This is a genomic window from Arsenicicoccus dermatophilus (assembly GCF_022568795.1).
GTDB lineage: Bacteria > Actinomycetota > Actinomycetes > Actinomycetales > Dermatophilaceae > Arsenicicoccus > Arsenicicoccus dermatophilus.
The window spans coordinates 229,686-254,952 of sequence record NZ_JAKZHU010000001.1 but is presented as its reverse complement, the minus strand read 5'-3'; the positions used below and the strand labels follow the sequence as shown (position 1 = coordinate 254,952).

Annotated in this window: 22 protein-coding genes, 2 tRNA genes, 1 other RNA gene and 1 pseudogene; 8 read left to right on the top strand and 18 right to left on the bottom strand. The window is 73.9% G+C overall.

Annotated features, from left to right (window positions below; all coding sequences use genetic code 11):
* Nucleotides 1–145 precede the first annotated feature (145 nt).
* Together MM438_RS01210 and MM438_RS01205 are read left to right on the top strand one after the other, a co-directional pair.
* On the top strand, nucleotides 146–988 hold the full coding sequence (locus tag MM438_RS01210; protein WP_241449762.1) for an AMP-binding protein: 843 nt from the start codon (nucleotides 146–148) through the stop codon (nucleotides 986–988).
* On the top strand, nucleotides 985–1,335 hold the full coding sequence (locus MM438_RS01205; RefSeq protein ID WP_241449760.1) for an AMP-binding enzyme: 351 nt from the start codon (nucleotides 985–987) through the stop codon (nucleotides 1,333–1,335). Before MM438_RS01210 ends, MM438_RS01205 begins: the two co-directional genes overlap by 4 nt.
* On the opposite strand, the gene MM438_RS01200 is transcribed toward MM438_RS01205, so the two are convergent.
* The 3 genes from MM438_RS01200 to recR form a co-directional block, all read right to left on the bottom strand.
* Nucleotides 1,322–2,446, bottom strand: coding sequence for an 8-amino-7-oxononanoate synthase (locus MM438_RS01200; protein ID WP_241449758.1), 1,125 nt, complete (start codon nucleotides 2,444–2,446; stop codon nucleotides 1,322–1,324). The two genes, MM438_RS01205 and MM438_RS01200, sit on opposite strands and share 14 nt — an antisense overlap.
* A gap of 807 nt (nucleotides 2,447–3,253) precedes the next feature.
* Nucleotides 3,254–3,823: a DUF5063 domain-containing protein gene (locus MM438_RS01195; protein WP_241449756.1), complete on the bottom strand. Its 570-nt coding sequence runs from the start codon at nucleotides 3,821–3,823 to the stop codon at nucleotides 3,254–3,256.
* Nucleotides 3,816–4,415: a recombination mediator RecR gene (recR, locus tag MM438_RS01190; protein WP_338155488.1), complete on the bottom strand. Its 600-nt coding sequence runs from the start codon at nucleotides 4,413–4,415 to the stop codon at nucleotides 3,816–3,818. The genes MM438_RS01195 and recR overlap by 8 nt, the downstream gene beginning before the upstream one ends.
* A 79-nt stretch (nucleotides 4,416–4,494) precedes the next feature.
* On the opposite strand from recR, the gene MM438_RS01185 reads away from it, so the two are divergent.
* Complete coding sequence (locus tag MM438_RS01185) at nucleotides 4,495–5,316, top strand: LLM class F420-dependent oxidoreductase (protein WP_241449752.1); 822 nt, start codon at nucleotides 4,495–4,497, stop codon at nucleotides 5,314–5,316.
* Nucleotides 5,317–5,416: 100 nt separating this feature from the next.
* Here MM438_RS01185 and MM438_RS01180 read toward each other — a convergent pair whose 3' ends face one another.
* The 4 genes and pseudogenes from MM438_RS01180 to ffs form a co-directional block, all read right to left on the bottom strand.
* Entirely contained in the window at nucleotides 5,417–6,085 is a 669-nt protein-coding gene (locus MM438_RS01180; protein ID WP_241449750.1) for a lysophospholipid acyltransferase family protein, read from the bottom strand.
* Nucleotides 6,086–6,146: 61 nt separating this feature from the next.
* On the bottom strand, nucleotides 6,147–7,334 hold the full coding sequence (locus MM438_RS16585; protein WP_241453513.1) for a hypothetical protein: 1,188 nt from the start codon (nucleotides 7,332–7,334) through the stop codon (nucleotides 6,147–6,149).
* A gap of 441 nt (nucleotides 7,335–7,775) precedes the next feature.
* Nucleotides 7,776–9,133: pseudogene (locus MM438_RS16580) on the bottom strand (DNA polymerase III subunit gamma and tau); the annotation flags it as partial.
* A gap of 142 nt (nucleotides 9,134–9,275) precedes the next feature.
* An RNA gene (ffs, locus tag MM438_RS01165) (signal recognition particle sRNA small type) lies at nucleotides 9,276–9,372 on the bottom strand.
* A gap of 97 nt (nucleotides 9,373–9,469) precedes the next feature.
* Between ffs and MM438_RS01160 the strand changes: the two genes are divergently transcribed.
* On the top strand, nucleotides 9,470–12,025 hold the full coding sequence (locus tag MM438_RS01160) for a bifunctional FO biosynthesis protein CofGH (RefSeq protein ID WP_241449748.1): 2,556 nt from the start codon (nucleotides 9,470–9,472) through the stop codon (nucleotides 12,023–12,025).
* A gap of 241 nt (nucleotides 12,026–12,266) precedes the next feature.
* Here MM438_RS01160 and MM438_RS01155 read toward each other — a convergent pair.
* Both MM438_RS01155 and MM438_RS01150 read right to left on the bottom strand, forming a co-directional pair.
* Nucleotides 12,267–12,354: transfer RNA gene (locus MM438_RS01155), tRNA-Ser, on the bottom strand.
* Nucleotides 12,355–12,430: 76 nt separating this feature from the next.
* Nucleotides 12,431–13,972 carry a helicase HerA-like domain-containing protein gene (locus MM438_RS01150; RefSeq protein ID WP_241449741.1) on the bottom strand — a complete coding sequence of 514 codons (1,542 nt, stop codon included), beginning with the start codon at nucleotides 13,970–13,972 and terminating at the stop codon, nucleotides 12,431–12,433.
* Nucleotides 13,973–14,074: 102 nt separating this feature from the next.
* Here MM438_RS01150 and MM438_RS01145 point away from each other — a divergent pair, with 102 nt between their 5' ends.
* On the top strand, nucleotides 14,075–14,419 hold the full coding sequence (locus MM438_RS01145; protein WP_241449739.1) for a type II toxin-antitoxin system VapB family antitoxin: 345 nt from the start codon (nucleotides 14,075–14,077) through the stop codon (nucleotides 14,417–14,419).
* 104 nt (nucleotides 14,420–14,523) lie between these two features.
* Here MM438_RS01145 and MM438_RS01140 read toward each other — a convergent pair whose 3' ends face one another.
* The 6 genes from MM438_RS01140 to MM438_RS01115 all read right to left on the bottom strand — a co-directional run bounded on the left by MM438_RS01140 (nucleotide 14,524) and on the right by MM438_RS01115 (nucleotide 20,335).
* Complete coding sequence (locus MM438_RS01140; protein ID WP_241449737.1) at nucleotides 14,524–15,171, bottom strand: hypothetical protein; 648 nt, start codon at nucleotides 15,169–15,171, stop codon at nucleotides 14,524–14,526.
* Between the two features lie 11 nt (nucleotides 15,172–15,182).
* Nucleotides 15,183–16,373, bottom strand: a complete 1,191-nt coding sequence (locus tag MM438_RS01135) for a S8 family serine peptidase (protein ID WP_241449735.1) — start codon at nucleotides 16,371–16,373, stop codon at nucleotides 15,183–15,185.
* Nucleotides 16,374–16,685: 312 nt separating this feature from the next.
* Complete coding sequence (locus MM438_RS01130) at nucleotides 16,686–17,465, bottom strand: enoyl-CoA hydratase/isomerase family protein (RefSeq protein ID WP_241449733.1); 780 nt, start codon at nucleotides 17,463–17,465, stop codon at nucleotides 16,686–16,688.
* A 123-nt stretch (nucleotides 17,466–17,588) separates the two neighbouring features.
* On the bottom strand, nucleotides 17,589–19,418 hold the full coding sequence (locus tag MM438_RS01125; protein ID WP_241449725.1) for a S8 family peptidase: 1,830 nt from the start codon (nucleotides 19,416–19,418) through the stop codon (nucleotides 17,589–17,591).
* 313 nt (nucleotides 19,419–19,731) lie between these two features.
* Nucleotides 19,732–19,821 (bottom strand) — tRNA-Ser (locus MM438_RS01120).
* A 10-nt stretch (nucleotides 19,822–19,831) separates the two neighbouring features.
* A complete protein-coding gene (locus MM438_RS01115) occupies nucleotides 19,832–20,335 on the bottom strand; it encodes a nucleoside deaminase (protein WP_407568239.1) in 504 nt (167 codons plus the stop codon).
* 16 nt (nucleotides 20,336–20,351) lie between these two features.
* On the opposite strand from MM438_RS01115, the gene upp reads away from it, so the two are divergent.
* The 3 genes from upp (at nucleotide 20,352) to MM438_RS01100 (ending at nucleotide 22,354) form a co-directional block, all read left to right on the top strand.
* Entirely contained in the window at nucleotides 20,352–20,990 is a 639-nt protein-coding gene (upp, locus tag MM438_RS01110; RefSeq protein WP_241449717.1) for a uracil phosphoribosyltransferase, read from the top strand.
* 244 nt (nucleotides 20,991–21,234) lie between these two features.
* Nucleotides 21,235–21,405 (top strand): hypothetical protein, encoded by a 171-nt coding sequence (locus tag MM438_RS01105; RefSeq protein WP_241449715.1) that lies wholly within the window; start codon nucleotides 21,235–21,237, stop codon nucleotides 21,403–21,405.
* Nucleotides 21,406–21,421: 16 nt separating this feature from the next.
* The gene (locus tag MM438_RS01100) at nucleotides 21,422–22,354 is read left to right on the top strand and encodes a PH domain-containing protein (RefSeq protein ID WP_241449713.1); all 933 of its coding nucleotides are present in this window, start codon (nucleotides 21,422–21,424) and stop codon (nucleotides 22,352–22,354) included.
* Here the strand turns inward: MM438_RS01100 and MM438_RS01095 are convergent.
* The 3 genes from MM438_RS01095 to MM438_RS01085 are packed head-to-tail and all read right to left on the bottom strand — an operon-like array spanning nucleotide 22,347 to nucleotide 25,073.
* Nucleotides 22,347–23,120 (bottom strand): energy-coupling factor ABC transporter ATP-binding protein, encoded by a 774-nt coding sequence (locus tag MM438_RS01095; protein WP_241449711.1) that lies wholly within the window; start codon nucleotides 23,118–23,120, stop codon nucleotides 22,347–22,349. The genes MM438_RS01100 and MM438_RS01095 overlap by 8 nt on opposite strands.
* Nucleotides 23,117–24,040 carry a cobalt ECF transporter T component CbiQ gene (cbiQ, locus tag MM438_RS01090; RefSeq protein WP_241449709.1) on the bottom strand — a complete coding sequence of 308 codons (924 nt, stop codon included), beginning with the start codon at nucleotides 24,038–24,040 and terminating at the stop codon, nucleotides 23,117–23,119. The genes MM438_RS01095 and cbiQ overlap by 4 nt, the downstream gene beginning before the upstream one ends.
* Nucleotides 24,033–25,073 (bottom strand): energy-coupling factor ABC transporter permease, encoded by a 1,041-nt coding sequence (locus MM438_RS01085; RefSeq protein ID WP_241449700.1) that lies wholly within the window; start codon nucleotides 25,071–25,073, stop codon nucleotides 24,033–24,035. Before MM438_RS01085 ends, cbiQ begins: the two co-directional genes overlap by 8 nt.
* Nucleotides 25,074–25,267 lie beyond the last annotated feature (194 nt).

Sequence of the window (25,267 nt, the reverse complement as noted above, 5' to 3'; positions counted from 1 at the left end):
GGTTACCGACCGGTGCCGGGCGGTCCCACCACCGCCGCTCCGCGAGACGTCCCCGGACGTGCCGGGGACGCCCGCGCGGCGCACGGCGCGCGGCCGGGCGAGCCGCGCCTGAACACCGTTCAGGGGCTGTCGCTAGGCTCGCGGCATGAGCCGTCCTGTCGTCACCTGGCCCGCCCCCGGAGCCACCGCCCACGAGGTGGTCGCCGACCTGTCCGTGCTCGAGGCTGCGATGGCCGGGACCGGCCCGGCCGTGGCGGTGCCCGGGGTGCTCGACCGCCCCGAGCAGGTGCGGGTGCCCGAGGAGACCGCGGTGGTGATCGCCACCTCGGGGACCACCGGCCGCCCCAAGCCGGCGCTGCTCACTGCCGACGCCCTGCGACACGCGGTCCACGGGCTCGCCGACGTGCTCGGCACCGGCCAGTCGATGCTCGCGGTTCCCCCCACCCACATCACCGGGATCGCGGTGATCCTGCGCAACCTCGCGGCAGGGCGCCTTCCCCTCGCCGTGGCCCCGGGACACTTCGGCCCACAGTCCTTCGTCGATGCGTGGGCGCGCCGGGACCGCTCGGCGTCGCGGCACTTCTGCACGCTCGTGCCGACCCAGCTGCGGCGGCTGCTGGCGTCACCCGACGCGCTCGCGGCCGCGCGGGAGCTGGACGCGATCATCGTGGGCGCGGCACCGCTGCCGGCGGCGGACGCGGCGCTGGCGCGACGGCTGGGCCTGCGGATCGTGGTCGGTTATGGCTGCAGCGAGACGGCCGGCGGCTGCCTGTACGACGGTCGCCTGCTGCCCGGCCTGTCCGCCTCCCTCGACCCCGACGGCAGGCTCCGGATCGGGGTCCCCAGGTGGCGCTGGGCTACCTCGGTCGCCCGGGCGGCGATGCCTTCGCGCAGGACGCGGCCGGGGTGCGGTGGTATCGCACGGACGACCTCGCCCGCCGCGGCCCGGACGGGGCGATCGAGATCCTCGGCCGCGTCGACGACGTGATCAACACGGGCGGTCTCAAGGTCGCCCCGGTCGTCGTCGAGGACGCGCTCGGGCTGGCTCGGGTGCCGGGGCTGGGCGCGGCGATGGTCGTGGGGGTGCCCGACCCGGAGTGGGGCGAGACCGTGGCGGTGCTGGCGGTCCCGGCGGGGGCCGCGACGGGACCGACGGCGCCGGGGGACCAGCCGGCCGGCACGTCTCCCACCCTGGCGGACGTGCGCGCCGCCCTGGCCGACCACCTGCCCTCCCACGCCCTTCCCCGGGCCCTGCACCTGGTGGGTGAGCTGCCTCTCGTGGGACCGGGCAAGCCGGACCGGCGACGGGCGCGTGAGCTGGTCAGCGCCCGCTGACCTGCCGCACCACCTCGATCGCCCGCAGGACCTGCACGTCGGTGAGGTCGGCATGGCCGGTGAGCCGCAGCCGGGACTCGCCGTCCGGGCTCGACGGCGGCCGGAAGCACCCGATCCGCACCCCGGCGCAGCGGGCCGCCTCGACGGCTTCCACCGCCTCCCGTGGGCCCGGCATGGGGATGCTCAGCACCGCCCCGGCCGGCCGCGGCACCGACACCGCGTCCGCGACGGTGGTCATGACCTCCCGCAACCGCCCCGGGCGCCAGGGCTCCTCGCGCAGCGCGTCGAGCGCCCCGACGGCCGCACCGGCCGCCGCGGGGGCCAGGCCGGTGTCATAGACGAATGGCCGGGCGGCGTTGACCAGGTGATGGCGGACCATCTCGGGCCCGAGCACCGCGCCGCCCTGCGCGGCCAGCGACTTCGACAGGGTGGCGGTGACCACGACGTCGTCCCGACCCGCCAGCCCCATGGAGGCCACCAGCCCCTCTCCCCGCTCCCCCACGACGCCCAGCCCGTGAGCCTCGTCGACGAGGAGCGTGGCCCCGGATCCCGCGACGGCGGCGAGGATCTCGGCGAGCGGGGCGGCGTCGCCCAGCACCGAGTAGACCGACTCCAGCAGCACCAGCACCCGCTCGGTGCGGGCGGATCCGACGAACTCGGCGAGGTGGGCGACGTCGTTGTGGCGGGCGACCACGACGGCGGCGCGCGACAGCCGGGCGGCGTCGATGAGCGAGGCGTGCACGTGGGCGTCCGAGACGATCGTGGTGCCCGGGTCGGCGAGCGCCGTCACGGCGGACAGGTTGGCGTGATAGCCGGTCGAGAGCGCGAGCCCGGTCACGGCCCCGGTCAGCTCGGCGAGGCGGCGCTCCAGCTCGGCGTGGACCGCGAGGGTGCCGGACACGAGCCGGGAGGCACCCGCGCCCCCGCCATACGTCTCGAGGGCCTCGATCGCACCCCGCACCACGAGCGGGTGGCGCAGCAGCCCGAGGTAGTCGTTGCCCGCGAGGTCCACGAGGTCGTCGGCGTCGCGGTCGCGCAGCCGGCGGGTCAGGCCCAGCGACTCGCGCCGGGCGTCCTCGACGGCCAGGTGCCGCAGCAGTGGGGTGCTCATCCCTCGAACCTACCGCCGGTAGGTCTGCACGGGCCGCGGGAGCGGGTCGCCTGCCTAGGCCGACGACCTGCGCATCCTCCTCGTCGCCTGGGGCTCGCGCGGCGACGTCCAGCCCTTCGCGGCCCTGGGTCTGGGGCTGTGCGCCGCCGGCCGCGAGGTGACCGTCGCCGCCACCCAGGACTTCGCCGGGTAAATCCGCGGGCTGGGGCTCGGCCACGCGGAGTTCCCCGTCTCATCCAGCACCCTGAGCTTCGACGCGTGCTGGGCGCTCGCGTGCCACCGGCATCCGGCACGCCATCGCGCTGTTCGCCCCGGTCCTGCAGAGCCGGCTCGGCTCGTCCGACGTGCATGCCGTCCGGCCGAGGAGCGGACCCCGGACCCCGCGCCGGCAGACTTCGTCGCGGCCGGCCCGCCACCCGTCTACGTCGGCTTGGAGTCGATGAGTGCCGCTGCGCCCGAGCAGGACTCGCGGCTCGTCGCCGAGGCGATCACCCGTGCCGGGGTGCACGCGGGGGTGCCGCAGCTCGTCGTCCCGCACATGGTCGACCAGCCCTACTGGGGTCGCCGCGTCCCTGAGCTCGGGGTCGGCCCCCGGCCGGTGCCGCGCCGCGCGCTCACGGCCGAGCGTATGGCGAGAGGCCTCCTCGCCGCCCGGTCACCGCACCACCGCCGCGCGGCCGCCGCGCTCGCCGAGGCCCTGCGCCTGGAGGACGGGGTGACGACCGCCGTACGACACCTGGAGACCGGCCTCGGCCGAGGGACGCGCCTCCGGCCGGATGGCGGCAACCCACCGACGAGCGGACACCGTCAGGTGTGCAGCGCGTCGAACTCCGCCTCGGCCACGGTCTCCTCGTCGGCGTCCAGGCGGATGTGCGCCAGGATCGACTGCAGCACCCGCAGCGCCGCCGCGGCCCGGTCGCCCCAGGACGAGAGGTAGGAGAACTGCCACCACCACAGCGCCTCGGTCAGCCGACCGGCGTCGTGGTGGCGCAGGCCGTGGACCAGGTCCACGCAGATCGTGGCGAGGTCGTTGGACAGCGACCCGGAGGCCAGCTCGCCGGAGGTGACCGGGTCGACCACGTCGGCATAGTCGTCCAGGCCGTCGAAGAGCGTGGCCAGCCCGGCGCGGATGGGGTCCAGGTCGGCGTCCTCGCCCGGGTCGGCCTCGAACTTCTCCGCCGGGAGCACGTCCTGGATCGCGCCGAGACGGGCACCGGTCATCAGGATCTGCGAGAGCCCCAGCAGCAGGAAGGGGATCGCCGAGTCGGGGGCATCGCCTCGGGCGACGTCGGTCACCATGTCGCAGAAGGCGCGGACGTCCGCCGCCGTCTGTCGCTCCACCCCGGCGAGGTCGTCGGTCATGGTCGGGTCAGACATTGAGCATCCTCCTGCCCTCGAACGCCCTCCCGAGCGTCACTTCGTCGGCGTACTCCAAGTCTCCCCCGACCGGCAGGCCGCTCGCGAGGCGAGAGACCTTGAGCCCCAAGGGGCCCAGCAGTCGGGCGAGATAGCTGGCGGTGGCCTCGCCCTCGAGGTTGGGGTCGGTGGCGATGATGATCTCGGTGATCTCGGTGTTCCCCAGCCGCGCCATCAGCTCGGTGATCCGCAGGTCGTCCGGGCCCACCCCGTCGATGGGGCTGATCGCGCCACCGAGCACGTGGTAGCGCCCGCGGAACTCGCGCGTGCGCTCGATGGCGACGACGTCCTTGGGCTCCTCGACCACGCAGATGAGCCCCGGGTCACGGCGCGGGTCGAGGCAGATCCGGCACTGCTCGGCCTCGGCGACGTTGCCGCACACCGCGCAGAAGCGCACCTTGGCCTTGACCTGCTCCAGCGCCTGGACGAGCCGCTGCACGTCGGCCTGCTCGGACTGCAGGATGTGGAAGGCGATGCGTTGGGCAGACTTCGGCCCGACCCCGGGGAGTCGTCCGAGCTCGTCGATGAGGTCCTGCACCGCGCCTTCGTACACACCCTGCACCCTAGGGCCTCCCACCGACATACCCCCTCGCCGACAGGCGACCACCGCTCACCTGCGTCAGGCTGGCGGTATGACGACCCCCACGCGCCCCGTCACCATCGGCGTCCAGCTCCAGCCCCAGCACGCGACCTACGCCCAGATCCGGGACGCCGCGCGTCGCGCAGAGGACCTGGGCGTGGACGTGATCTACAACTGGGACCACTTCTACCCGTTGTACGGCGACCCCGACGGCGCCCACCTCGAGTGCTGGACCATGCTCGCGGCCTGGGCCGAGCAGACCTCGCGCGTGCGTCTCGGCGCCCTCGTGACCTGCAACTCCTACCGCAACCCCGAGCTGCTCGCGGACATGGCCCGCACCGTCGACCACATCAGCGACGGCCGCCTGGTCCTGGGCATCGGGTCGGGCTGGTTCGAGCGCGACTACGACGAGTACGGCTACGAGTTCGGCACCGCCGGCTCCCGACTCGACGACCTCGCCGCGGCCATGCCGCGCATCAAGGACCGGTGGCGCAAGCTCAACCCGCGGCCCGTCCAGGACCCGATCCCGGTGCTCGTCGGCGGGGGCGGCGAGCGCAAGACCCTGCGCATCGTGGCCGAGCACGCCCAGGTCTGGCACTCGTTCACGGCCGGCGAGGAGCTCGCCCACAAGATCGAGGTGCTGCACCAGCACTGCACGACCGTCGGCCGCGACCCGCAGGAGATCGAGATCTCCTGCGGGGTGGGTGGTCGCGGCCGCGACGGACGTGAGCCGCTGGCCCCGGAGGAGGAGGGGCGCCCGCTGCTGGACCTCGGCGCGACGGCCTTCACGATGGGCGTCAGCGGCCCCGACCACGACCTGAGTCACGTCGAGGCATGGGTGCGCTGGCGCGACGAGGTCAACGCCGACCGCTGACCCCGGGGCCGGCAGCCTGGCTCCGCACGACCGGGGTCCAGGCACGCGCGGCGTGCGCGGCGGGCCTGGGCTCCGACAGGCCGGGCAGGAGCGTGAGCGGTCAGGCGGATGCCGAGCGGTCGTTGACCACCCCGGCGAGCTCCTGGCCGGTCAGCGCACGGATCGCCGCCATCACCTCGTCGGTGATCTGGCGGCGGGCCTTGGCCGCGGGCACCCCGTCGAAGCGGCCGGCCACCTGGACGGGCTCGCCGAACCGCACGGTCACGTCGGCCAGACGGGGGAAGCGCGCACCGACGGGCTGGATGTCCTGGGTGCCGAGCAGCCCGACCGGCATGATCGGGCACTGCGCCTCCAGGGCCAGCCAGGCGACCCCGGTGCGCCCGGCATACAGCCGCCCGTCGCGCGAGCGGGTGCCCTCGGGATAGATGCCGGTGGCCCCGCCCGCGCGCAGGACGGCGAGCTGCGCGGCCAGCGAGTCCTGCGCCGCGCGCGGCGAGTCCCGGTCGACGGGGATCGCGCCGACGGCCTCGAAGAACTCCTTGCGCAGCCGGCCGCTCAGGCTCGTGCCGGTGAAGTACTCCGCCTTGGCGAGGAAGCCCACCTGCCGCGGCGACGCCAGCGGGATCACCACGCTGTCGATGAACGACAGGTGGTTGCTCGCGATGATCACCGGACCGGCCGTGGGGACGTGCTCGATGCCCTCGACGGTCGGGCGGTAGATCGCGAACGACAGGGGCTTCAGGACGGAGTGGACGATCCGGTAGAGCATGGCGACCTCGTGGCGTCGGTGGGGCGAGGCAGGGCGAAGGGGTGGGCAGGCGGCGGGCGCGTCAGCGCCGGGTGTCGGAGATGATCGTCCCCCCGAGGACACTAGCGATCACGGCCGGTCCTGCCGAGCCGCCCTCGTCGATCGACTCGTCGTCCTGCGACACGTCGTCGTCGGACACCACGTGCCGGACCTGCACCCGCGGGGACTCCGCCTGGGCGCGGCGCATCGCCCGCTGGAAGGGCGACAGGCCGTCGTCCTCCGGCGGCACCGTCTCCTCGTCGACGGGCTCGTCCTCGTCGCGCGGCCAGGGCGCGTCCCCGGTCGGGGGCTGCGGGGTGCGGCTTCCTCCAGGTATGCCGGTGGGTGCCGCGGGGTCACCCGCGCGCCCGGACGGCGCAAGACCGGAGGCCGAGTCTGCGCCGGCAGCAGCAGCGGTGCTGCTCGCGACCGGAGCCCGCTCGGCAGGCGCCGCCCCCCTAGGGCCGGACGCCCACTCGGGACCTGGTGCGCTCTCGGGGCCGCCCGCTCCCTCGGGACCGGCCGGAGCCGGGGCCGCCCAGTCGGGCACGGGAGCCCCCGCTGCCCAGCCGCTCCCGGAGCTGCCGCCCCCGACGTCGGTCACCCCGAGGGCGTCGCGCATCGCCTGGGAGGGCACGGCCCGACCCGACCCGCCCGCAGGCCCTGCCTGCGGAGCCTGCGCCCGGGTCGGCGCACCGCCGCGCGGGACCGCGCCGCCCGCTGCCGAGGCCTCGACCGACGGGGCGGGGGGCCCGGACGGTCCGTCGCCATGGGGCGCGTGGCCCGCGCTCTCGCCGCCGACCGGCGCCGGTCCACCAGGCCCGGGACCGTCGGCCCCCGGGCCGGTCCTGACGGGGCCCGGCGCGGCGGGGCGGGACGCCCCGCCGTCGGTGGCCCCGGAGCCGGAAGCCCCAGGGCCGGAGGATTCAGGGGTGGCGGCCCCGGAGGACTGCTGGGAGCCGTCGCCGCCACCGCGGGGCCCGCCCGGCCGGGGCGGGACCGCGGGGTGGGCCGACTGCCGGGGCGCCTCGGCGGCGTGGGAGGCGAGCGGGACGCCCTCGATCCTGGCGTCCACCCCGAGCACGTCGATGAGGGCCTGGCGGACCACCTCGGGGTGGACCTTGCTGGTCGAGAAGTTGCGGGCTACGCCGGGGTTGTTGATCCCGAGCCGGACGGTGCGCCCGTCGAAGTCCATGACCTGGGCGTGCTCGGAGAGCATCGTCCAGGTCACACGCTTCTCCTTGAACACCCTGGCCAGGACGTCGGGCCAGGCCCGCCGGAGCATGTCCGCGTCCACGCCGCCCGGGGCAGGCCCGCCTGCCGGGGCCGGTGCTGCTCCGCCCGGGGCCGACCCCGCAGGTCCGGCCGGGGGTTGCCGCCTCGGGGCCCGAGCGGGCGCGCCTGCACCCGAGGCACCTGCACCCGGCGCCGGACCGCCGGCAGCTCCGCCCTGGGGCGAACCGCCGTGCGGGACACCGCCGGCGGCGCCGTGGGGGACGGCACCGACGTCGGGTCGTGCGGCCCGCTGGTCGATGCCGCGCTGCTGCACCGCCTCCCGCTCCACCGGACCGGGACCACCCGCCGCCGGCACCGAACCCTCCTGGGGGTCGAGGACCCCGCCGGTGGGCCGGACCGCTTCCTGGGCCGCCCGCTCGTGGGTGCCGTCCACCTGTCCTTCGCGCAGGGGCGCCGCGTCGGCGGGCGCGAGGTCCGGGGCCGCGGGCGACGCCGCGGACCTCGGCGAGCCCGGGCCACCGGCACCACCTGCCGGGGCCCCCGGACCCACCGCGGCACCCCCGGGCGGGGCACCCGGGGACGGCGGCGCGGAGGTGGCCTGGCTTCCGGCATACGCCGGACCGCTGCTCGCAGCACCCAGCTCCATCCGCCGCTCGAGCCGGTCGAGACGGGCGGCGTAGCCCTGCTCCCCCACCGCGCCGGGCAGCAGCAGCCGGGCGCAGATCAGCTCGAGCTGCAGGCGGGGGAGGTGGTGCCGGTCATCTCGGTCAGGCCGGTGTTGACCACGTCGGCGGCTCGCGCCAGACCCCCGGCGCCGAACGCCCCGGCCTGCCCGCGCATCCGCTCCAGCTGGTCCTCGGGCACCCCGCGCAGCACCGCGGCGGCGCCGTCCTCGGTGGCGAGCACCACGATCAGGTCGCGCAGCCGCTCGAGCAGGTCCTCCAGGAAGCGACGCGGGTCCTGGCCGGACTCGATGACCCGGTCGACCTGGCGGAAGACCGCAGCCCCGTCCACGGCGGCGAGGGCGTCCACGGTCGCGTCGAGGAGCTCGACCTCGGTGAAGCCCAGCAGGGCCGCGGCCCGCTCGTAGGTCAGCCCCTCCTCGCCCGCGCCGGCCATGAGCTGGTCGAGCACCGACAGCGAGTCACGCACCGAGCCGCCCCCCGCGCGCACCACGAAGGACAGGACACCGGGCGCCACCTGCACGCCCTCGGCGTCGCACAGCTGCTGGAGGTAGTCGGTCAGGCGAGCGGGCGGCACCAGCCGGAAGGGATAGTGGTGGGTGCGCGAGCGGATCGTGCCGATGACCTTGTCCGGCTCGGTGGTCGCGAAGACGAACTTCACGTGCTCGGGCGGCTCCTCGACGATCTTGAGCAGCGCGTTGAAGCCCTGCGGCGTCACCATGTGCGCCTCGTCGATGATGTAGATCTTGTAGCGCGAGCGGGCCGGCCCGTAGGCGGCCTTCTCCCGCAGGTCGCGGGCGTCGTCCACGCCGCCGTGGGAGGCCGCGTCGATCTCGATGACGTCGACCGAGCCCGCACCCCCGCGAGCCAGGGCCACGCAGGACTCGCACTCGCCGCACGGGGTGTCCGTGGGCCCCTGCTCGCAGTTGAGGCAGCGCGCCAGGATCCGCGCCGAGGTGGTCTTGCCGCACCCTCGCGGGCCGCTGAACAGGTAGGCGTGGTTGACGCGGCCGTTGCGCAGGGCCTGCCTCAACGGCTCGGTCACGTGCTCCTGCCCGATGACATCGGCATATGTCTCGGGACGGTAGCGGCGGTAGAGGGCTGTGCTCACGGGACCGACCCTAGTCGCCAGGTCCGACAAGGGGTACGGCGTCCCGGCGCGCCGCGCCAGGTGGTCCCGGCGCGCCGCGCGAAGCGTCCTGCGCGGCATCGGATCCGCGACTCGCTCCGAGCCGTGCGTCCCTGCCCGGGCATGAGAGGACCCCCCACGCACCTGGAAGAGCTCTCTTACCCTTGCTGCATTCCTGCCCTGGGGGAGTTGGGAGAGGTACCACCACGCGGGGGGCCGACCCTCATCGTATGACAGCGGGGCCGTCCGGTCCCAATCACCGATCCGTCCGTGATCGGTCCGAGGGGTATGTCGGCGATCAGGCATAGCCTGCGCCCCATGACGGAGCACGCGATGCGACGAGCCCTCGCCCGGGCCCGCGACGGCAAGGCCCTGGACGCCGCCGAGGCGGAGGTGCTGCTCGGCGCACGCGGGGCAGACCTGGAGACCCTGTGCGCCGCGGCGACCCGGGTGCGCGACGCGGCCATGGAGCAGGCCGGGCGCCCGCGCACCGTCACCTGGTCCCGCAAGGTCTTTGTCCCGCTCACCCGGCTGTGCCGCGACCGGTGCCACTACTGCACCTTCGCGACGACCCCGGGGCGGGTCGAGGCCCCCTACCTGTCCCCCGACGAGGTCCTCGTCATCGCCCGCACGGGGGCCGAGCAGGGCTGCAAGGAGGCGTTGTTCACCCTCGGAGACCGGCCCGAGGAACGCTGGCCCACGGCCCGGGAGTGGCTGGACAGCAAGGGCTACGACGACACCCTCGCCTACGTGCGGGCCATGGCGATCCTGGTGCTCGAGGAGACCGGCCTGCTCCCCCACCTCAACCCCGGCGTCCTGTCCTGGTCGGAGCTGCAGCGCCTGCGTCCGGTCGCCCCGTCGATGGGGCTGATGCTCGAGTCCACCGCCACGGCCCTGACCGAGCCGGGCGGCCCCCACTTCGGCTCCCCGGACAAGGACCCGGCCGTGCGCCTGCGGGTGATCGAGGACGCGGGCCGCATCGGCATCCCCTTCACCACCGGCATCCTCGTCGGCATCGGCGAGACGCCCGCCGACCGGGTCGAGTCGATCCTGGCGATCCGGCGCCTGGCCCGCGAGCACCACCACGTGCAGGAGGTGATCGTCCAGAACTTCCGGGCCAAGGAGGATACCGCCATGAGGGCGGCGCCGGACGCCGACCTGGAGGACCATCTCGCCACCATCGCGGTCACCCGACTGCTGCTCGGCCCCTCGACCACCGTGCAGGCACCGCCCAACCTCAGCGAGATCGCCGACTGCGAGCGGCTGCTCGCCGCCGGGGTGGACGACTGGGGCGGGGTCTCCCCCGTCACCCCCGACCACGTCAACCCCGAGCGCCCCTGGCCCGAGGTCGAGGTGCTCCGCGCCGCCACCGCGCGGGCCGGGCTGCACCTGCGCGAGCGCCTCACCGCGCACCCCCGCTATGTCCGCGGGGCGCTGCAGCAGGACCGGCCGTGGCTCGACCCGCGGCTGCACCCTCACGTGCGGGCGCTCGCCGACGAGACGACCGGCCTGGCCCGGGAGGACGCCCGACCCCGGGGTCTGACCTGGCAGGAGCCCGACGGCGGTCTCACGAGCGGGGGTCGGACCGACCTGCACCGGTCCATCGACACCACCGGCCGCACCGGGGATCGCCGCAGCGACTTCGACGAGGTGTACGGCGACTGGGCAGCCGTCGGCGAGCGGGCGGCAGCGGCCGGGCGCTCCGCGACGGCCGCAGGTGACCACGAGGGAGCTCGCGACGCGGGTGATGAGGCTGCTTCCCCGGCATACGGCCCGCAGGTCGTCCGCCCCACCGAGGCCCGGGCCGCGCTCGCCCGCGCCGAGGCGGACCCGGCCGGCCTGTCCGACGAGGACTACCTCGCGCTGCTGACCTGCGACGGGGACGACCTCGAGCAGGTCACCCGCCTCGCCGACGCCCTGCGGCGACAGGTCGTGGGCGACCCGGTGACCTATGTCGTCAACCGCAACATCAACTTCACCAACGTCTGCTACGTCGGGTGCCGGTTCTGCGCCTTCGCCCAGCGCAAGACCGACGCCGACGCGTTCACGCTCAGCCTCGACGACATCGCGCAGCGGGTGACCGAGGCCGCGGCGCTGGGCGCCACCGAGGTCTGCCTGCAGGGCGGGATCAGCCCCGACCTGCGCCCCGGCGACTACGCCGCGATCGTGCGCACCATCAAGGCCGCCGCCCCCGACATCCACGTGCACGCCTTCTCCCCCATGGAGATCGCCACCGCCGCCGCCAAGGCCGGGCAGTCGCCACGCGCCTGGCTGCAGGAGGTCAAGGACGCCGGGCTCGACTCGATCCCCGGCACCGCGGCCGAGATCCTCGACGACGAGGTCCGCTGGGTGCTCACCAAGGGCAAGCTGCCCACCGCCCAGTGGCTCGAGATCGTCCAGACCGCCCACGAGCTCGGGATCCCCAGCTCCTCGACGATGATGTACGGCCACGTCGACCACCCCCGGCACTGGGTCGGGCACCTGCGCACCCTCGCCGCCCTGCAGGACCGCACCGGCGGGTTCACGGAGTTCGTGCCGCTGCCGTTCGTGCACACCAACGCGCCGGTCTACCTCGCCGGGATCGCCCGCCCCGGGCCGACCCTGCGGGACAACCGGGCCGTGCACGCCGTCGCGCGGATCCTGCTGCACGGGCGCATCGACCACGTGCAGACCTCGTGGGTCAAGCTCGGCGTCGACGGCACCCGCCTCATGCTCACCGGCGGCGCCGACGACCTCGGCGGCACCCTGATGGAGGAGACCATCAGCCGCATGGCCGGCTCCGAGCACGGGTCGGCCAAGACGGTCGCAGAGCTCCGGGAGATCACCGACGGCATCGGACGACCGCTGCGCGCGCGCACCACGACGTATGCCTAGCCGATGACCACGTCCGCCTGACGCCTCCACGACATGGTGGTCTGGTCGCACCCGCGTGCCCCTGCGCGACGGACCCGCCGATCCGTCCACGAGGAAGGGCAGGACGACCGAGGCCAGCACCAGCAGCACCGCGGCGACGGGAGCACCGCGCCGAGGGGGGTGGTGAGGTTGACCGTCGAGCCGGGCCCGCCCGCTTCGGACATGCAGCAAGGCCCCGCACCGTGGTGCGGGGCCTTGCTCGTGGCGGAGGATGGGGGATTTGAACCCCCGAGGGTTTTATCCCAACACGATTTCCAATCGTGCGCACTAGGCCACTATGCGAATCCTCCGCAGGAGACCTTACCGGATCTGGGCCCTGGGTCCCAATCCGTCGGTCACCTGCCCGTCAGCGGGCGTTCACCCGCCTCAGCGCCGACGGGCGGTCCCGAAGATCGACCGGGTGATCTCGCGGCCGATCTGGGTGCCGGCGGAGCGCATCATCGACCTGAACGCCGAGGACTGCACCACCTGCTGGAACAGGCCCGGGTCCTCCTTCGCGCTCTCCTGCCTGGTCTTGGCATGGCGCTCCGGAGCCTTGGTCTCGGGCGCCGGGGCGGCGGCCTCCTGGGCCGTGAGCTTCTCGTACGCCGACTCGCGGTCCTGGGCCTGGGCGTACTTCGCCGCCAGGGGCGAGGTCGCGATGAGCTGGTCCAGCGTCGCCGGGTCGCTCGGGCCCATGAGCGACTGGGGCGCCCGCATCCGGGTCCATGCCACCGGGGTCGGCGCACCGGTCTCGGACAGCACCGTGACGATCGCCTCGCCGGTGCCGAGCTGGGTGAGCAGCTGCTCCAGGTCGTAGCCGGACCTCGGATAGGTCTTGACCGCGGCCCTGAGCGCCTTCGCGTCGTCGGGGGTGAAGGCACGCAGCGCATGCTGCACGTGGTTGCCGAGCTGGCCGAGGACGCCCGAGGGCACGTCCTGGGGCGACTGGGTGACGAAGAAGACGCCGACACCCTTGGAGCGGATGAGCCGGACGGTCTGCTCGATGGAGCCGAGGAAGGCCTTGGACGCGCCGTCGAACAACAGGTGCGCCTCGTCGAAGAAGAACACCAGCTTGGGCTTGTCGACGTCGCCGACCTCCGGCAGGTCGTGGAAGAGGTCGGCCAGCAGCCACATCAGGAAGGTCGAGAACAGCTGCGGCCGGTCCTGCACCGCCGGCAGCTCCAGGCAGGAGATCGTCCCGCGCCCGTCCGCGGCGACCTGCAGGAAGTCGCTGGTGTCGCACTCGGGCAGCCCGAAGAACGCGTCGGCGCCCTGGTTCTGGAAGGTCACCAGCTCGCGCAGGATCACCCCGGCCGTCGCCGTGGACAGCCCGCCCACGGCCTTGAGCTCGGCCTTGCCCTCGTCGCTCGTGAGATGGGTGATGACCTCGCGCAGGTCCTTGAGGTCGTCGAGGAGCAGACCCTTGGAGTCGGCGTAGTGGAAGATCAGCCCCAGGCTGGACTCCTGGGTGGCGTTCAGGCCCAGCACCTTGGCGAGCAGCGTCGGGCCGAAGGACGTGACCGACGCGCGCAGCGGGATGCCCTTGCCCTGCCCGCCCAGGGAGAACAGCTGCGTCGGGAAGCCCGCCCCCTCCCAGGTCTGGCCGACGTCGGTCGCCCGGGCCTGCACCTTGTCGCTGCCCTGACCGGCCGTGGCCAGCCCGGACAGGTCGCCCTTGATGTCGGCGACGAAGACCGGCACCCCGCCGTGCGAGAGCTGCTCGGCCATGAGCTGCAGGGTCTTGGTCTTGCCGGTGCCGGTCGCGCCGGCGACGAGACCGTGCCGGTTCATCACCGACAGGGGGATCCGGACGGGGGCCTCGGGGTGGGCCTGGCCGTCGGCCACGGCGGCGCCGAGCTCGAGGGCGGCCCCGTCGAAGGCATAACCCTGGCGGATGGCGTCGATCTGAGCGGTGCTGTCGGTCACGGTGGTGACTCTAGACGCGCGGATCCCTCACGTCAGCACGCTCGCCGGGGCTTGTCGGCATGCTCCCGGTGCAGCCGCAGGCGGGGGGCCTAGAGTGCACGCGTGATCTTCAGGCGAGTGGGCGAGGACCGGCCGTATCCCGAGCACGGTGTCACCGCGCCGCGCGACTGGGCGCAGATCCCCCCGACCCTCGTGCGTCTCGACCAGCTCGTGACCACGCGCACCACCCTGGACCTGCACCAGCTGCTGTCGCAGGACTCGACGTTCTACGGCGACCTGTTCGCCCACGTCGTGCACTGGCACGGCGAGAGCTATCTGGAGGACGGGCTGCACCGCGCGCTGCGGGCCGCCCTCCAGCAGCGGCCCCACCTGCACGCCCGGGTGCTCAACCTGGACTCCCCCGGCACGCCGATCGGCGAGCCCCTGCCGCCGCTGCGCCGCCCCTGATCACGCCAGGGGTATGACGAAGCGGGCCGCCCCGTCTGCCCCGGGGCGACCCGCTCGCGGTGCCGTCGGCCCGGGAGCTCGCCCCCGGACCCACCTGTCGACCCTCAGCGCACCACCAGGGAACCCGTGGAGGTGGCGACGAGGATCGCGGAACCGGGCGTGGTGACCCGGTAGGTGCCGGGGGCCACGCCGGTGAAGGTCGCGGAGCCGGAGGACGTGGTGGTCAGGCGGCGCGACAGCGACCACACGCGGCGGGTGGCGTCGTAGCGCACCAGGTCCACGGTGGTCTGGCGGGGCCAGACGATCGTCGAGACCGAGCGGGTGCCCGTCCAGGCCTTGAGGTTGTAGGCCGTCCGGGAGGTCACGGTGGAGCTCGCGGCCTTGGCGGCGGCGTTGCCCGTGAACCGCGCCGTCACGGCCGTGATCCGCCGGGCGGCGAAGGTCGCGTCGACCCGGCCGGCCGCGTCCGAGGTCTTGGCGTAGCAGGAGGGGGTGGCCACGTCGACGTACTTGTAGCAGAGGGAGACCGGGGCGTTGACGATGGCGCCGCCGTTGGCGGTGCGCAGGGTGACGGTGGCCAGGGCGGCGGTGCCGGCGACCGGGGTCCACGAGGGGGTGGACCAGGCGAAGACCGCCGGGCAGGCACCGAGGTAGCACAGGGCGCGGTTGGGGTTGACCAGGCCGGCGCCGTAGACGTTGTCGCGGCCGGCGACACCGAGGTCCGTGGCGGTGGCGGCGAGGACGCTCTGCACGCCCGCGGAGGTCAGCGTGGGACGGACGGCCTTGAGACCGGCCGCGACCGCGGCGACCTGGGGGTTGCCATCGAGGTGCCGCTCATGGCGACGTAGGAGCCGTACGACGTGCCGGTCCGGTAGGTCGACATGATGCCGACGCCGGGCGCGGCGATGTCGACGTAACGACCGGTGTTGGAGAAGCTCGCGGCGTTGCGGTAACGGTCGGTCGCGGCCACGCCGATGACGCCGGCGTAGTTGGCGGGGTAGGTGACCGGGTTGCCCTCCTGGCGCTCGTTGCCGCCGGCGGCGACGACGACCACGGACTTGCCGACGGCATACTGCACGGCCTTCTCGACGTTCGCGTCGTAGGCCCCGCCGAGGGACATGTTGATGACCTTGGCGCCGTGGTCGGTGGCCCAGACGATGCCGCGGGCCACGTCCGAGGACCAGCCCACGCCCTCGGCGCCGAGCACGCGGACCGGCAGGATGCGCGCACCCGGGGCCAGACCCGCGACGCCGGTGGCGTTGTTGGCCGTCGCCGCGACGATGCCGGCGACGTGGGTGCCGTGGCCCTGCAGGTCCACCTGGCCGTTGCCGGTCATCTGGCTGGTGCCGGAGACGTACTCCGCACCGGACAGCACCGTGCCCTTGAGGTCCGGGTGCGAGGCCTGCACGCCGGTGTCGATGACGGCGACGGTCACGCCCGTGGTGCTGACGCGGGAGTGGAAGGTCTCGCCGCCGAGCATGGTCAGGTCCCACTTCTGGGGCCGCAGCGGGTCGTTGTAGGCCGCGACCTTGACCGGGGTGTCGACCGAGACGGCCACCGCGCCAGGCGTGTCCTGCGCCCGGTCGACGGCGGCCACCGCCTGCGCGGCGGGGACGGTCGTGGTGCTGAGCCGGGGCTTGCCGGCCACCACGGTGGTGGTGACCACGTCGACGGTGGGGGCACCCGTCGACAGGGCGGGTGCGGCGACCGCGGCGGCGGGGGCGGTGACGGAGGGGGCAGGCACCGTGAGCGCGGCACCCGCGGCCGGGGCCACGGCGGGGCTGGAGGGCACCTGGACGGCGGGGGCGGGGTCGACCGGGGCGGGGACGGCGGGGGCCGGCCCGGTGGTCGTCAGAGGGACGGCAACCGCTGTCGCCGTCGGCACGAGACCGGTCGCGGCCGCGACCGCGGCGGCGAGGCCGGTGGCCACGAGGGCAGAGCGGGGCGAGCGCATGGAGAGGGGTCCTCACTGGGAAGGGGGTCCGACCCTGAGCAGGGGTCGCCGCCGCTTGCGCAACGTGACAATTACGCTACCGAACGTGATTGTCGGCTTCCTAGTGAATGCTGATCACCGACCCCCACCAGTCACCTGAATAGGGGAGACGATCCTCGCCAAAGGGGCGCACTACCCGGGAGTAGACCCGGATGACTAGTCCTTCTCCCCCCGGGAGTAACTATTCCTGCCGGTAGATCCTCATGCGCATCCTGCACCGGGGACCGACCGTCACCACCTCACCGGCACCAGGCCCTGATCGGGCCACGCCGCTCAGCCGGGGTGCCGCCACGGGAACTGGGGCTGGCGCCGCTCCTGGAAGGCCCGCACACCCTCCTGCAGCTCGCCGCAGGCGATGGTCTCGAGGTAGCGCGCTCGGGCCGCAGGCTCGGGGTCCTCGCCCTGCAGCAGCAGCCGCACGGTCTCCTTGACGGCCACCGCGGTGAGGGCCGAGCGGGCTCGCAGGTCGGCCAGCAGCGCCCCGACGACGCCGTCGAGCTCCTCCTCGGTCGCGAGGTGCTCGACCAGGCCCAGGCGCAGAGCCTCCTCGGCCCCGACCAGCGCACCGGTCATCAGCAGGCGGCGCGTGGCGCCGGGCCCCACCAGGTCGAGCAGGGTGCGCACCCCCATGGGTGCATAGGCCACGCCGAGGCGGGCCGGGGTGATCCCGAGCCGGGCCGAGCTCGTCGCGACCCGCAGGTCGCAGGACACCGCGATCTCCAGGCCACCGCCGATGCAGCTGCCTCGGATGACGGCGACCGTGGGCTTGGGACAGTCCAGCAGGGCCCGCTGCGCCGCCAGGTCTGCCTCGCGCACCGGCCGCATCGGGTCCTGCGGGTCCGGCCCGGCGAGCAGGTCGTCGATGTCGGCCCCGGCGCAGAAGTGACCGCCGACCCCCGCCACCACGACCACGCGCACGGAGGGGTCGTCGACGAGCGACCGCAGGGCCGCCGGGAGCTCCTGCCACATCGCCAGGCTCATCGCGTTGCACTTGTCCGGGCGGTCGAGCAGCAGCCGACCCACCCCCGCCTCGATCTCCGTACGCACCGTCATGACCCCAGACCCTCACAGACCGGTCCCGCCCGTGCACGCTGGGACGCGCCGCCACCTGCCAACGCGGCTCGGCCGCTCCACCCGGGTGCGGGTGGAGCGGCCGAGGTATGTCGACCGAGCGGGTCAGCGCCCGACGTAGAGGAGACGGTTCGGCGTGTCGTCCTTGATGCCCGAGAGGGCGTCCTTGGTCGCGGAGCTCACGATCCAGTCGAGCACCTCGGCAGGCTTCGCCTGGGGGTGCAGACCCAGGTAGACGGCTGCCGCGCCCGAGACCATGGGCGTCGCCATGGACGTGCCCGACTTCTTCATCGTCTCGTTCTTGGTGCCGTTCTTGGCAGCCACGATGTCGACGCCCGGGGCCAGGAGGTCGATGCACTTGCCGTGACCGGTGAATCCGGAGATCTTGTCCCCGGGGGACGACGCCGCCACCGTGATGACGCCCTCCGCGTTGGCGGGGAAGAAGTCGCAGGCGTCGTTGCCGGCGTTGCCCGCAGCGGCGGCCCAGGTGATGCCCATGCCCTGGGTCTTCTTGATCGCCGCGTCGATCGCGGACATGCGGGAGCCACCCCAGCTGGCGTTGACGACAGCCGGGAGCTCCGCGTTGGTGGCCACCCAGTTGATGGCGTCGACCATCCCCGAGGTGCTCGACTCGCCCTTGCAGTTGTAGATGCGGACCGAGTGGAGGGTCGCCTCCTTGGCGACGCCGTACTTCGCCCCGGCTGCGGTGCTTGCCACGTGCGTCCCGTGGGAGTAGCAGTCGCCGGTACCCAGGCCGTCGTCGATCGCGGTGAAGCCCTTGTCCGAGACGCGACCGCCGAAGTCCTCGTGGTCGGCGGTGATGCCGGAGTCGATGACGTAGATGTGGACCCCCTTGCCGGTGCCCAGCGGGGCATAGCTGCCGTCCAGGGGCAGGGCCCGCTGGTCGACGCGGTCGAGGTGCCACTGCGGGGAGCCCTGGCCGGGCGGCACGGGAGCCGGCGGCGTGGTGGTCGGGGCACCGGTGGGCTGCTGCGTCGGCGTAGTGGTCGGGGCGCCGGTGGGCTGCTGCGTCGGCGTCGGCGTCGGCGTCGCCGTGGGCCGCTGCGTCGGCGTCGCCGTCGGCGTCGGGGTCGCCGTCGGCGATCCGGTGGGCAGCGAGGTCGGCGTCACGGTCGGGACCGGGGTGGGCTGCTGCGTCGGCAGCGGCACCGGGCTCTCCGTGGGCCGGGGCGTCGGAGCGCCTCCGCCGGTCACCTGGGTGACCCAGGCGCGCAGGGCGCGGCTGCTCGCGCGGGACATGTCGAAGGTCCCGGCGACCTTGCCGTCGCGATAGGCCACGAGCTTGTCGCCGGTGACCCCGGAGTCCTGCCGGACCTTGGCCGCTGCCTGAGGCGCGGTGCGGTCGTAGAGGCGGGCGAGGGTCCAGCTGCCGTTGTCCTGGACGTTGACGTTGCGCAGCTCCATGTCGGCGCGCTGCCACTGCGGCGACATGAGGTTCCCGACGTTGACGATCACCGTGCGTCCGGCGCTGCCGGAGATGACGGTGCTCTCGAAGGTGGCATCCGTGACCGTGACGACGGAAGCGGTCAGGGCCGCCACGTCGGGGGCGAGCACGACCTGGTCCGGCACGACGCCGGCCACCCCGGGCTGGCGCGCGAGGGTTCGCGCCTGATCGGCGGTCATGGTGGCGGCGAAGGCCCCGACCGCGGGCATGACGCGATCCGGGGTGATACCCGAGCGCTGCGCGACGGCGGTGACCGAACGCGTGGCGGTCATCGTGGCTGCCACCGTGGCTGAGGGCTTGACCATGACGACATAACGGTCAGGGATGACGTCGCCGTTGCGGATGGCCCGGATGGGAGCGGGGTTCGGCGCACCGGGACCGGCGGGCTGGAGAGCGAGGGCCGGGGTGGCCGAGCCGGCCACCGCGAGAGCTGCCGCGGTCGCGGCCGCGAGCCTGAAGGACGTGGACATGAATGCCTCTCGGGGGAGTGTGGGTCACACCTGGCGCAAGGGATGGCGCACCAGCTAGATCGTGACCGTTTCGCCCCCAATAGTCCACCCATGTGCACTATCGATCTTGGCCCTGAGTGGCGATCAGCGGAACGGCGTTGCCCCTAGCAGTCGCACCGTCGCAGAGGACGTCACGGCGCGCGACGGAACGGGAGCACATCCTGGTCCCCGGCTGGCAGGCCCGCGCCCTCCCCGCGGTGAGGCGCCGGCCGAGAGGCGAGCCGCCCTGCGCACCAGAAGACCCCCGACCGAGATACCGGTCGGGGGTCGTGGCTGGCGGTGGCGGTGGGATTTGAACCCACGGAGGGCGTCAACCCTCATACGCTTTCGAGGCGTACTCCTTCGGCCGCTCGGACACGCCACCGCCGGACACTTTACACGGCGCGCCGGGACCCGAAGAAATCCGAGAGCAGACGCGAGCACTCGGCCTCGCGCACCCCGCCCACGGCCACGACCTGGTGCAGCGCCCGCCGGTCGCGCACCACGTCCCACACCGAGCCGACGGCCCCGGCCTTCGCGTCGTAGGCCCCCCAGACGACGCGGGCGACGCGGGCAGCCACGAGGGCCCCGGCACACATGACGCACGGCTCGAGGGTGACCACGAGGGTGCAGCCGGCCAACCGCCAGGTCCCGACCGCCGCTGCGGCCGCCCGCAGGGCCTCCACCTCCGCGTGCGCCGTCGGGTCGCCCCGGCGCTCGCGCTCGTTCAGACCCGTGCCGAGCAAGGATCCGGTCTCGGCATACACGCAGGCGCCGACGGGGACGTCGGCCCCGCAGGACCGGGCCAGCTCCAGCGCGTGGCCCATCCACGCCTCCCACCGCTCGTCGACGGGGAAGCCGTCCTGCGGCAGGCCGGTCGACGGAGGAGGGCTGGTCACGGGATAACTTTGCCTCATGCAGGTTCACGTGGCAGACCACCCGCTCATCAAGCACAAGCTGACCTACCTGCGTGACGAGCGCACGGACAGCCCGACCTTCCGGCGGCTGGCCGAGGAGCTCGTGACGCTGCTGGCCTACGAGGCGACGCGAGAGGTGCGCACCGAGCCCTTCCCGATCCGCACGCCGGTCGCCGAGACCACCGGCGTCAAGCTCGCCAACCCCAAGCCGGTGATCGTGCCGATCCTGCGCGCCGGGCTCGGGATGCTCGAGGGCATGGTCCGGTTGCTGCCGTCCGCCGAGGTGGGCTTCCTCGGCATGGTGCGCGACGAGGAAACCCTCGAGGTCAGCGCCTACGCCAACCGCCTGCCCGAGACGCTGCGGGGCCGACAGGTCTTCGTCGTCGACCCGATGCTCGCCACCGGTCACACGCTGGTGATGGCCTTCGAGTTCCTGCGCGACCTGGGCGCGGACGACATCACCGCCGTGTGCCTGCTCGCGGCCCCCGAGGGCATCCAGAACGTCCAGGAAGCGGTCAAGGACATCGGCATCCCGGTGACCCTCGTGGTGGGCAGCGTCGACGAGCGCCTGGACGAGCGCGGCTACATCGTGCCGGGCCTGGGCGACGCGGGCGACCGCCTCTACGGCGTGGTCTGAGCCCGGCGTGTCGGAGTCGGCGACAGCCGGGTCCGACCCGGCCGACACGGTCCGGCGCCGCCGGGTCCGGGCGTGACGTGGCCGGCCTGACGCGAAGACCCTGGACCCGTGACCCCCGCGTGGCCTGGCGTTACCCAAACTCGACCCGGACTCGCGGCGAGCCGACACGCCGCACAGCACAACTCGCTGATTGACTGACGCCGAGCCATGCCTCAGGCGACCCCTCCAGCAAGGAGCCCTGCACGTGAACCCGAAGGCCAAGAAGGTCCTGATGTGGATCCTGGTGGCGTTCCTCGTCTACGCGATCATCGTCTCGCCCGACCGGGCCGCGGAGATCGTCAAGACGGTCTGGGACATCCTGGTCCAGGCGGTCGAGTCCCTCGGTCGCTTCTTCGACGCGCTGCTGCGGCACTGACCCGGGGGCGGAAGTGGTGACCGTCACCGACGATCCGTCCCTGCCGGCGTCCGTCCAGAAGAAGTACGTCCTGGAGGGCGAGAAGCTGGTGATGGCGATCCACCAGCACCCGGTCGTCGTCTCCGAGCCGGTGGCCACGGCGCTGGCGATCCTCGCCGCCGTGGTGGCGGTGGACGTCAACGTCACGGGGTCGGCCTCGGCCCTGGTCGACATCCTGTGGTGGGTGTGGTTCGCGGCGGTCGCCCGGGCCGCGGTGCTCGTCTTCGACTACCGCCAGCAGTGGATCATCGCCACGGACAAGCGGATCATGCGCACGCACGGCTTCTTCGTCCGCAAGGTCGCGATGATGCCGCTGAGCAAGGTCACCGACATGTCCTACCACCGGTCGATACCCGGGCGGATCCTCGGCTGGGGCACCTTCGTCATGGAGTCCGCGGGCACCCAGCAGGCGCTGTCGACGATCCCCTTCGTCCCCAACCCCGACGACAACTACCGCGCGCTGTGCGCCCAGATCTTCGGGGTGGACGACGCGCGCGTGGCCGTGGCCGACCCGCAGGGCCGCCAGGAATGGGTGGACGAGGACGGGGACGGCGTCGACGACCGGCAGAGTGCCTACCTCGTCGAGCCGGGCCCGATGAGCGGTCGCTTCGTGTCGGTCCCCCGCCGCCCGCGCGCTCCCCGCAACGGGCACGACACGGCCGACCTGCCGGTCGTCGACCCCGTGGTGGCGGCCCGCGACGCGGAGGCGCGGGACCTGCTGTCCGGCTGGGAGCGGTTCGCCCAGCGGTACGACGAGGTGCGGGCCACCCCCGTCGACTCCCTGGAGGCGCGCACCGCCGAGCACCCGGTCCCCGTGGAGCTTCCGCCGACCCCGGGCGTCGAGCAGGTCCCGCACGACCGCGACACCGGTACGACGATCTATCGCAGCGGCGACGACCCGCTCACCTGACGCGAGCGCCCGGCACCGACAGCGGGTCGAAGCCGTACGGCAGCTCGAGCCGGTGGGCGTGGAGCAGCTCCTCGTCGGCGAGGACCTCGCGGGTAGGCCCGTCGGCGACGATCCGGCCCTCGTCGAGCAGCACCGAGCGGGGGCACAGCTGCAGGGCATAGGGCAGGTCGTGGGTGACCATCAGCAGCGCGACGTCCAGCCCGGTGAGGATCTCCGCCAGCTCGCGTCGACTGGCCGGGTCCAGGTTGGAGCTCGGCTCGTCGAGGACGAGGACGTCGGGCTCCGTGGCAAGGACGGTGGCGACGGCCACACGGCGGCGCTGGCCGAAGGACAGGTGGTGCGGGGGGCGGTCGACGACGTCCGTCATACCGACCTGTCGCAGCGCCCGCTGCACCCGCTCGTCGAGCTCCGCCCCGCGCAGCCCCAGCTGGTGCGGGCCGAAGGCCACGTCGTCGCCGACCGTCGGCATGAAGAGCTGGTCGTCCGGGTCCTGGAAGACCACACCCACCCGTCGGCGAACCTCGACGAGGGTGCCGCGCTCCAGGAGGGTGCCCGCGACGTGGATCGTGCCGGTGCCGACGCCACCGCTCACCGAGCCGAGGGTGCCGTTGAGGTGCAGCAGCAAGGTGGTCTTGCCCGCGCCGTTGGGGCCGAGCAGGGCGACGCGCTCGCCTGCGCCGACGGTGAGGTCGACGCCGTACAGCACCTGCCGTCCGTCGGGATAGGCGAACGCGAGGCGGGAGACCGCCAGGGCGGGTGGGGTCATCGGAGCACCGTCCAGGTCAGCAGGGGTATGGCGGCGGCTGCGGGGAGGGCCAGCCCGTGGAGCCACTCTCCCGCGGTGGCGACGCGGGCGGAGGAGGCGGAGGGCAGCCGTCCGGTGTAGCCGCGGGCGAGCATGGCCTGGTGGACCCGCTCGCCGCGCTCGTAGGACCGCACGAACAGCGCTCCCGCTCCCCCGGCCACGGCGACGAGGTGCCCGGCCCGGCCGCCCACGTAGCCCCGGGACTCGCGGGCCACCCGCATCCGGTGCAGGTCGCCGGTGACCACCGCGAGGTAGCGCACCATGAACGACAGGATCGCCACGAAGGTCGCGGGCAGCCGCAGCCGGTCCAGCCCTGCGACGATCTCGCGGGGCGAGGTGGTGGAGGCGAGGACCACGGCGGCGAGGACCCCCAGGGTGGCCTTGGCCAGCAGGGTGCCGCCTGCCAGCAGGCCGGCGCGGGACAGCGACAGGCCCAGCACGTCCACGCGGGGACCGGTCGCCACGAGGGGCGTCACGAGGGCGAACGCCACGAAGGGCGCCTCGACGAGGAGCCTGCGCAGGACGTGCCCCCACGGCAACCGGGCCAGGGCGACGACGCCGGCGAGCAGCAGCGCGTCGGCCGCGAGGACCGGCCAGCCGCCCGCAGGCGTGGCGACCACGACCATGGCGAGCGCCACCAGGGCGACGACCTTGACCTGCGCGGGGAGCCGGTGCACGACGGAGTCGCCGGGGATGACGAGCCCCTCCTCCGGCGCACCCCCGCCGTGGGCGTGGCCGTGCCCGCTCAGGTCCAGGTGGACGGGCTCCGGGTCGAGACGACGCAGACCGGACGGCAGCCCCGCGGCGGTCAGCCCGCCGGACGCCGGAGCGCCGGGAGACGCCGCGAGCGAGGTCGCCGTCGCGTCGGCGTCCTCACGCATCGGCACCGGTCCGCCCGGCGAGCCGGGCGAGCCGGGCGAGACCCAGGCCGACGACGAGGGTGAGCAGCACCCCGATCACGCCGGCCAGGACCGTGGCCCAGACGCTGCCGGGGAGCCAGGCGAGGGCATAGTCCGCGAGCGGGGAGGAGGCCACGGCCGACTCGTGCGCCCGGGCCCCGAAGCCCAGCCGCTCGCCGACGTACTCCAGCCCGTCGGGGTGGCTGCTGGCCAGCAGGCTGAGCCCGCCGCCGACGACCAGGCTGGCACCGAGCAGCGCGGCGGCGGTCCGGGCGCCGAGCCGGGGTCGGGCCGCGGTGGCCCCGGCGTGGCCGTCTGCGCCGACGACGTGGCGGGTGCCGTCGGCGTCCACGAGCACGAGCTCGGGGGCCAGGTGCCGGGCCGCGTGGATCAGGTCCGGGCGAGACGCCACCACGGCCCCGACGACGGCGGCGGTGATCACGGCCTCCCCGATGCCGATGACGACGTGCCAGCCGAGCATGGCCGTGGCGAGCGCGTCGAGCGGGACGGGCGCCGTCCCCCCGACGGCGTACAGGAGGGTGAAGGCGAGGGCCGCCGCCGGGACGGACAGGAATCCCCCGACGGCTGCGGCCGGCACCACGCAGGAGGGGCGGCGCGGCAGCACGGCGAGGGCGCCCCGGACCGCGAGGTAGCCGACGAGGACGCCGACGACCCCCATGTCGGTGATGTTGGCGCCCAGAGCGGTCAGCCCGCCGTCGGCGAAGACGAGCCCCTGCACGAGCAGCACGGCGGTCATGACGAGGGTGGCGGTCCAGGGACCGACGAGGGTGGCAGCCAGCGCGCCGCCGAGCAGGTGACCGCTGGTGCCGGCCCCGACCGGGAAGTTCACCATCTGCACCGCGAAGACGAAGCACGCCACCAGGCCGGCCAGAGCAGGCCCGGTCTCCCCGAGCTCGGTGCGGGCCCGGCGCAGGGACACCCCGACGGCGCCGGCTGCGACCACCGCGGCGCCTGCGCTCGTGGTCAGGTCCAGGAAACCGTCGGGGATGTGCATGACCTCATCATGACGGCTGGACCGGACCGTCCGAAAGTCGCGCGGGGACCGGCGGCCTGCGCGGCCGCGATGACGGACAGAGCACGCAGTCCCGGCATACGGACACTCTCCGCACGATCTGGTCACGGTGCGGCTTCATCGGGGGGAAGGGGGTTCCCAGCAAACCCCTGGTAGGGCACGCTGTCGGCCGCATG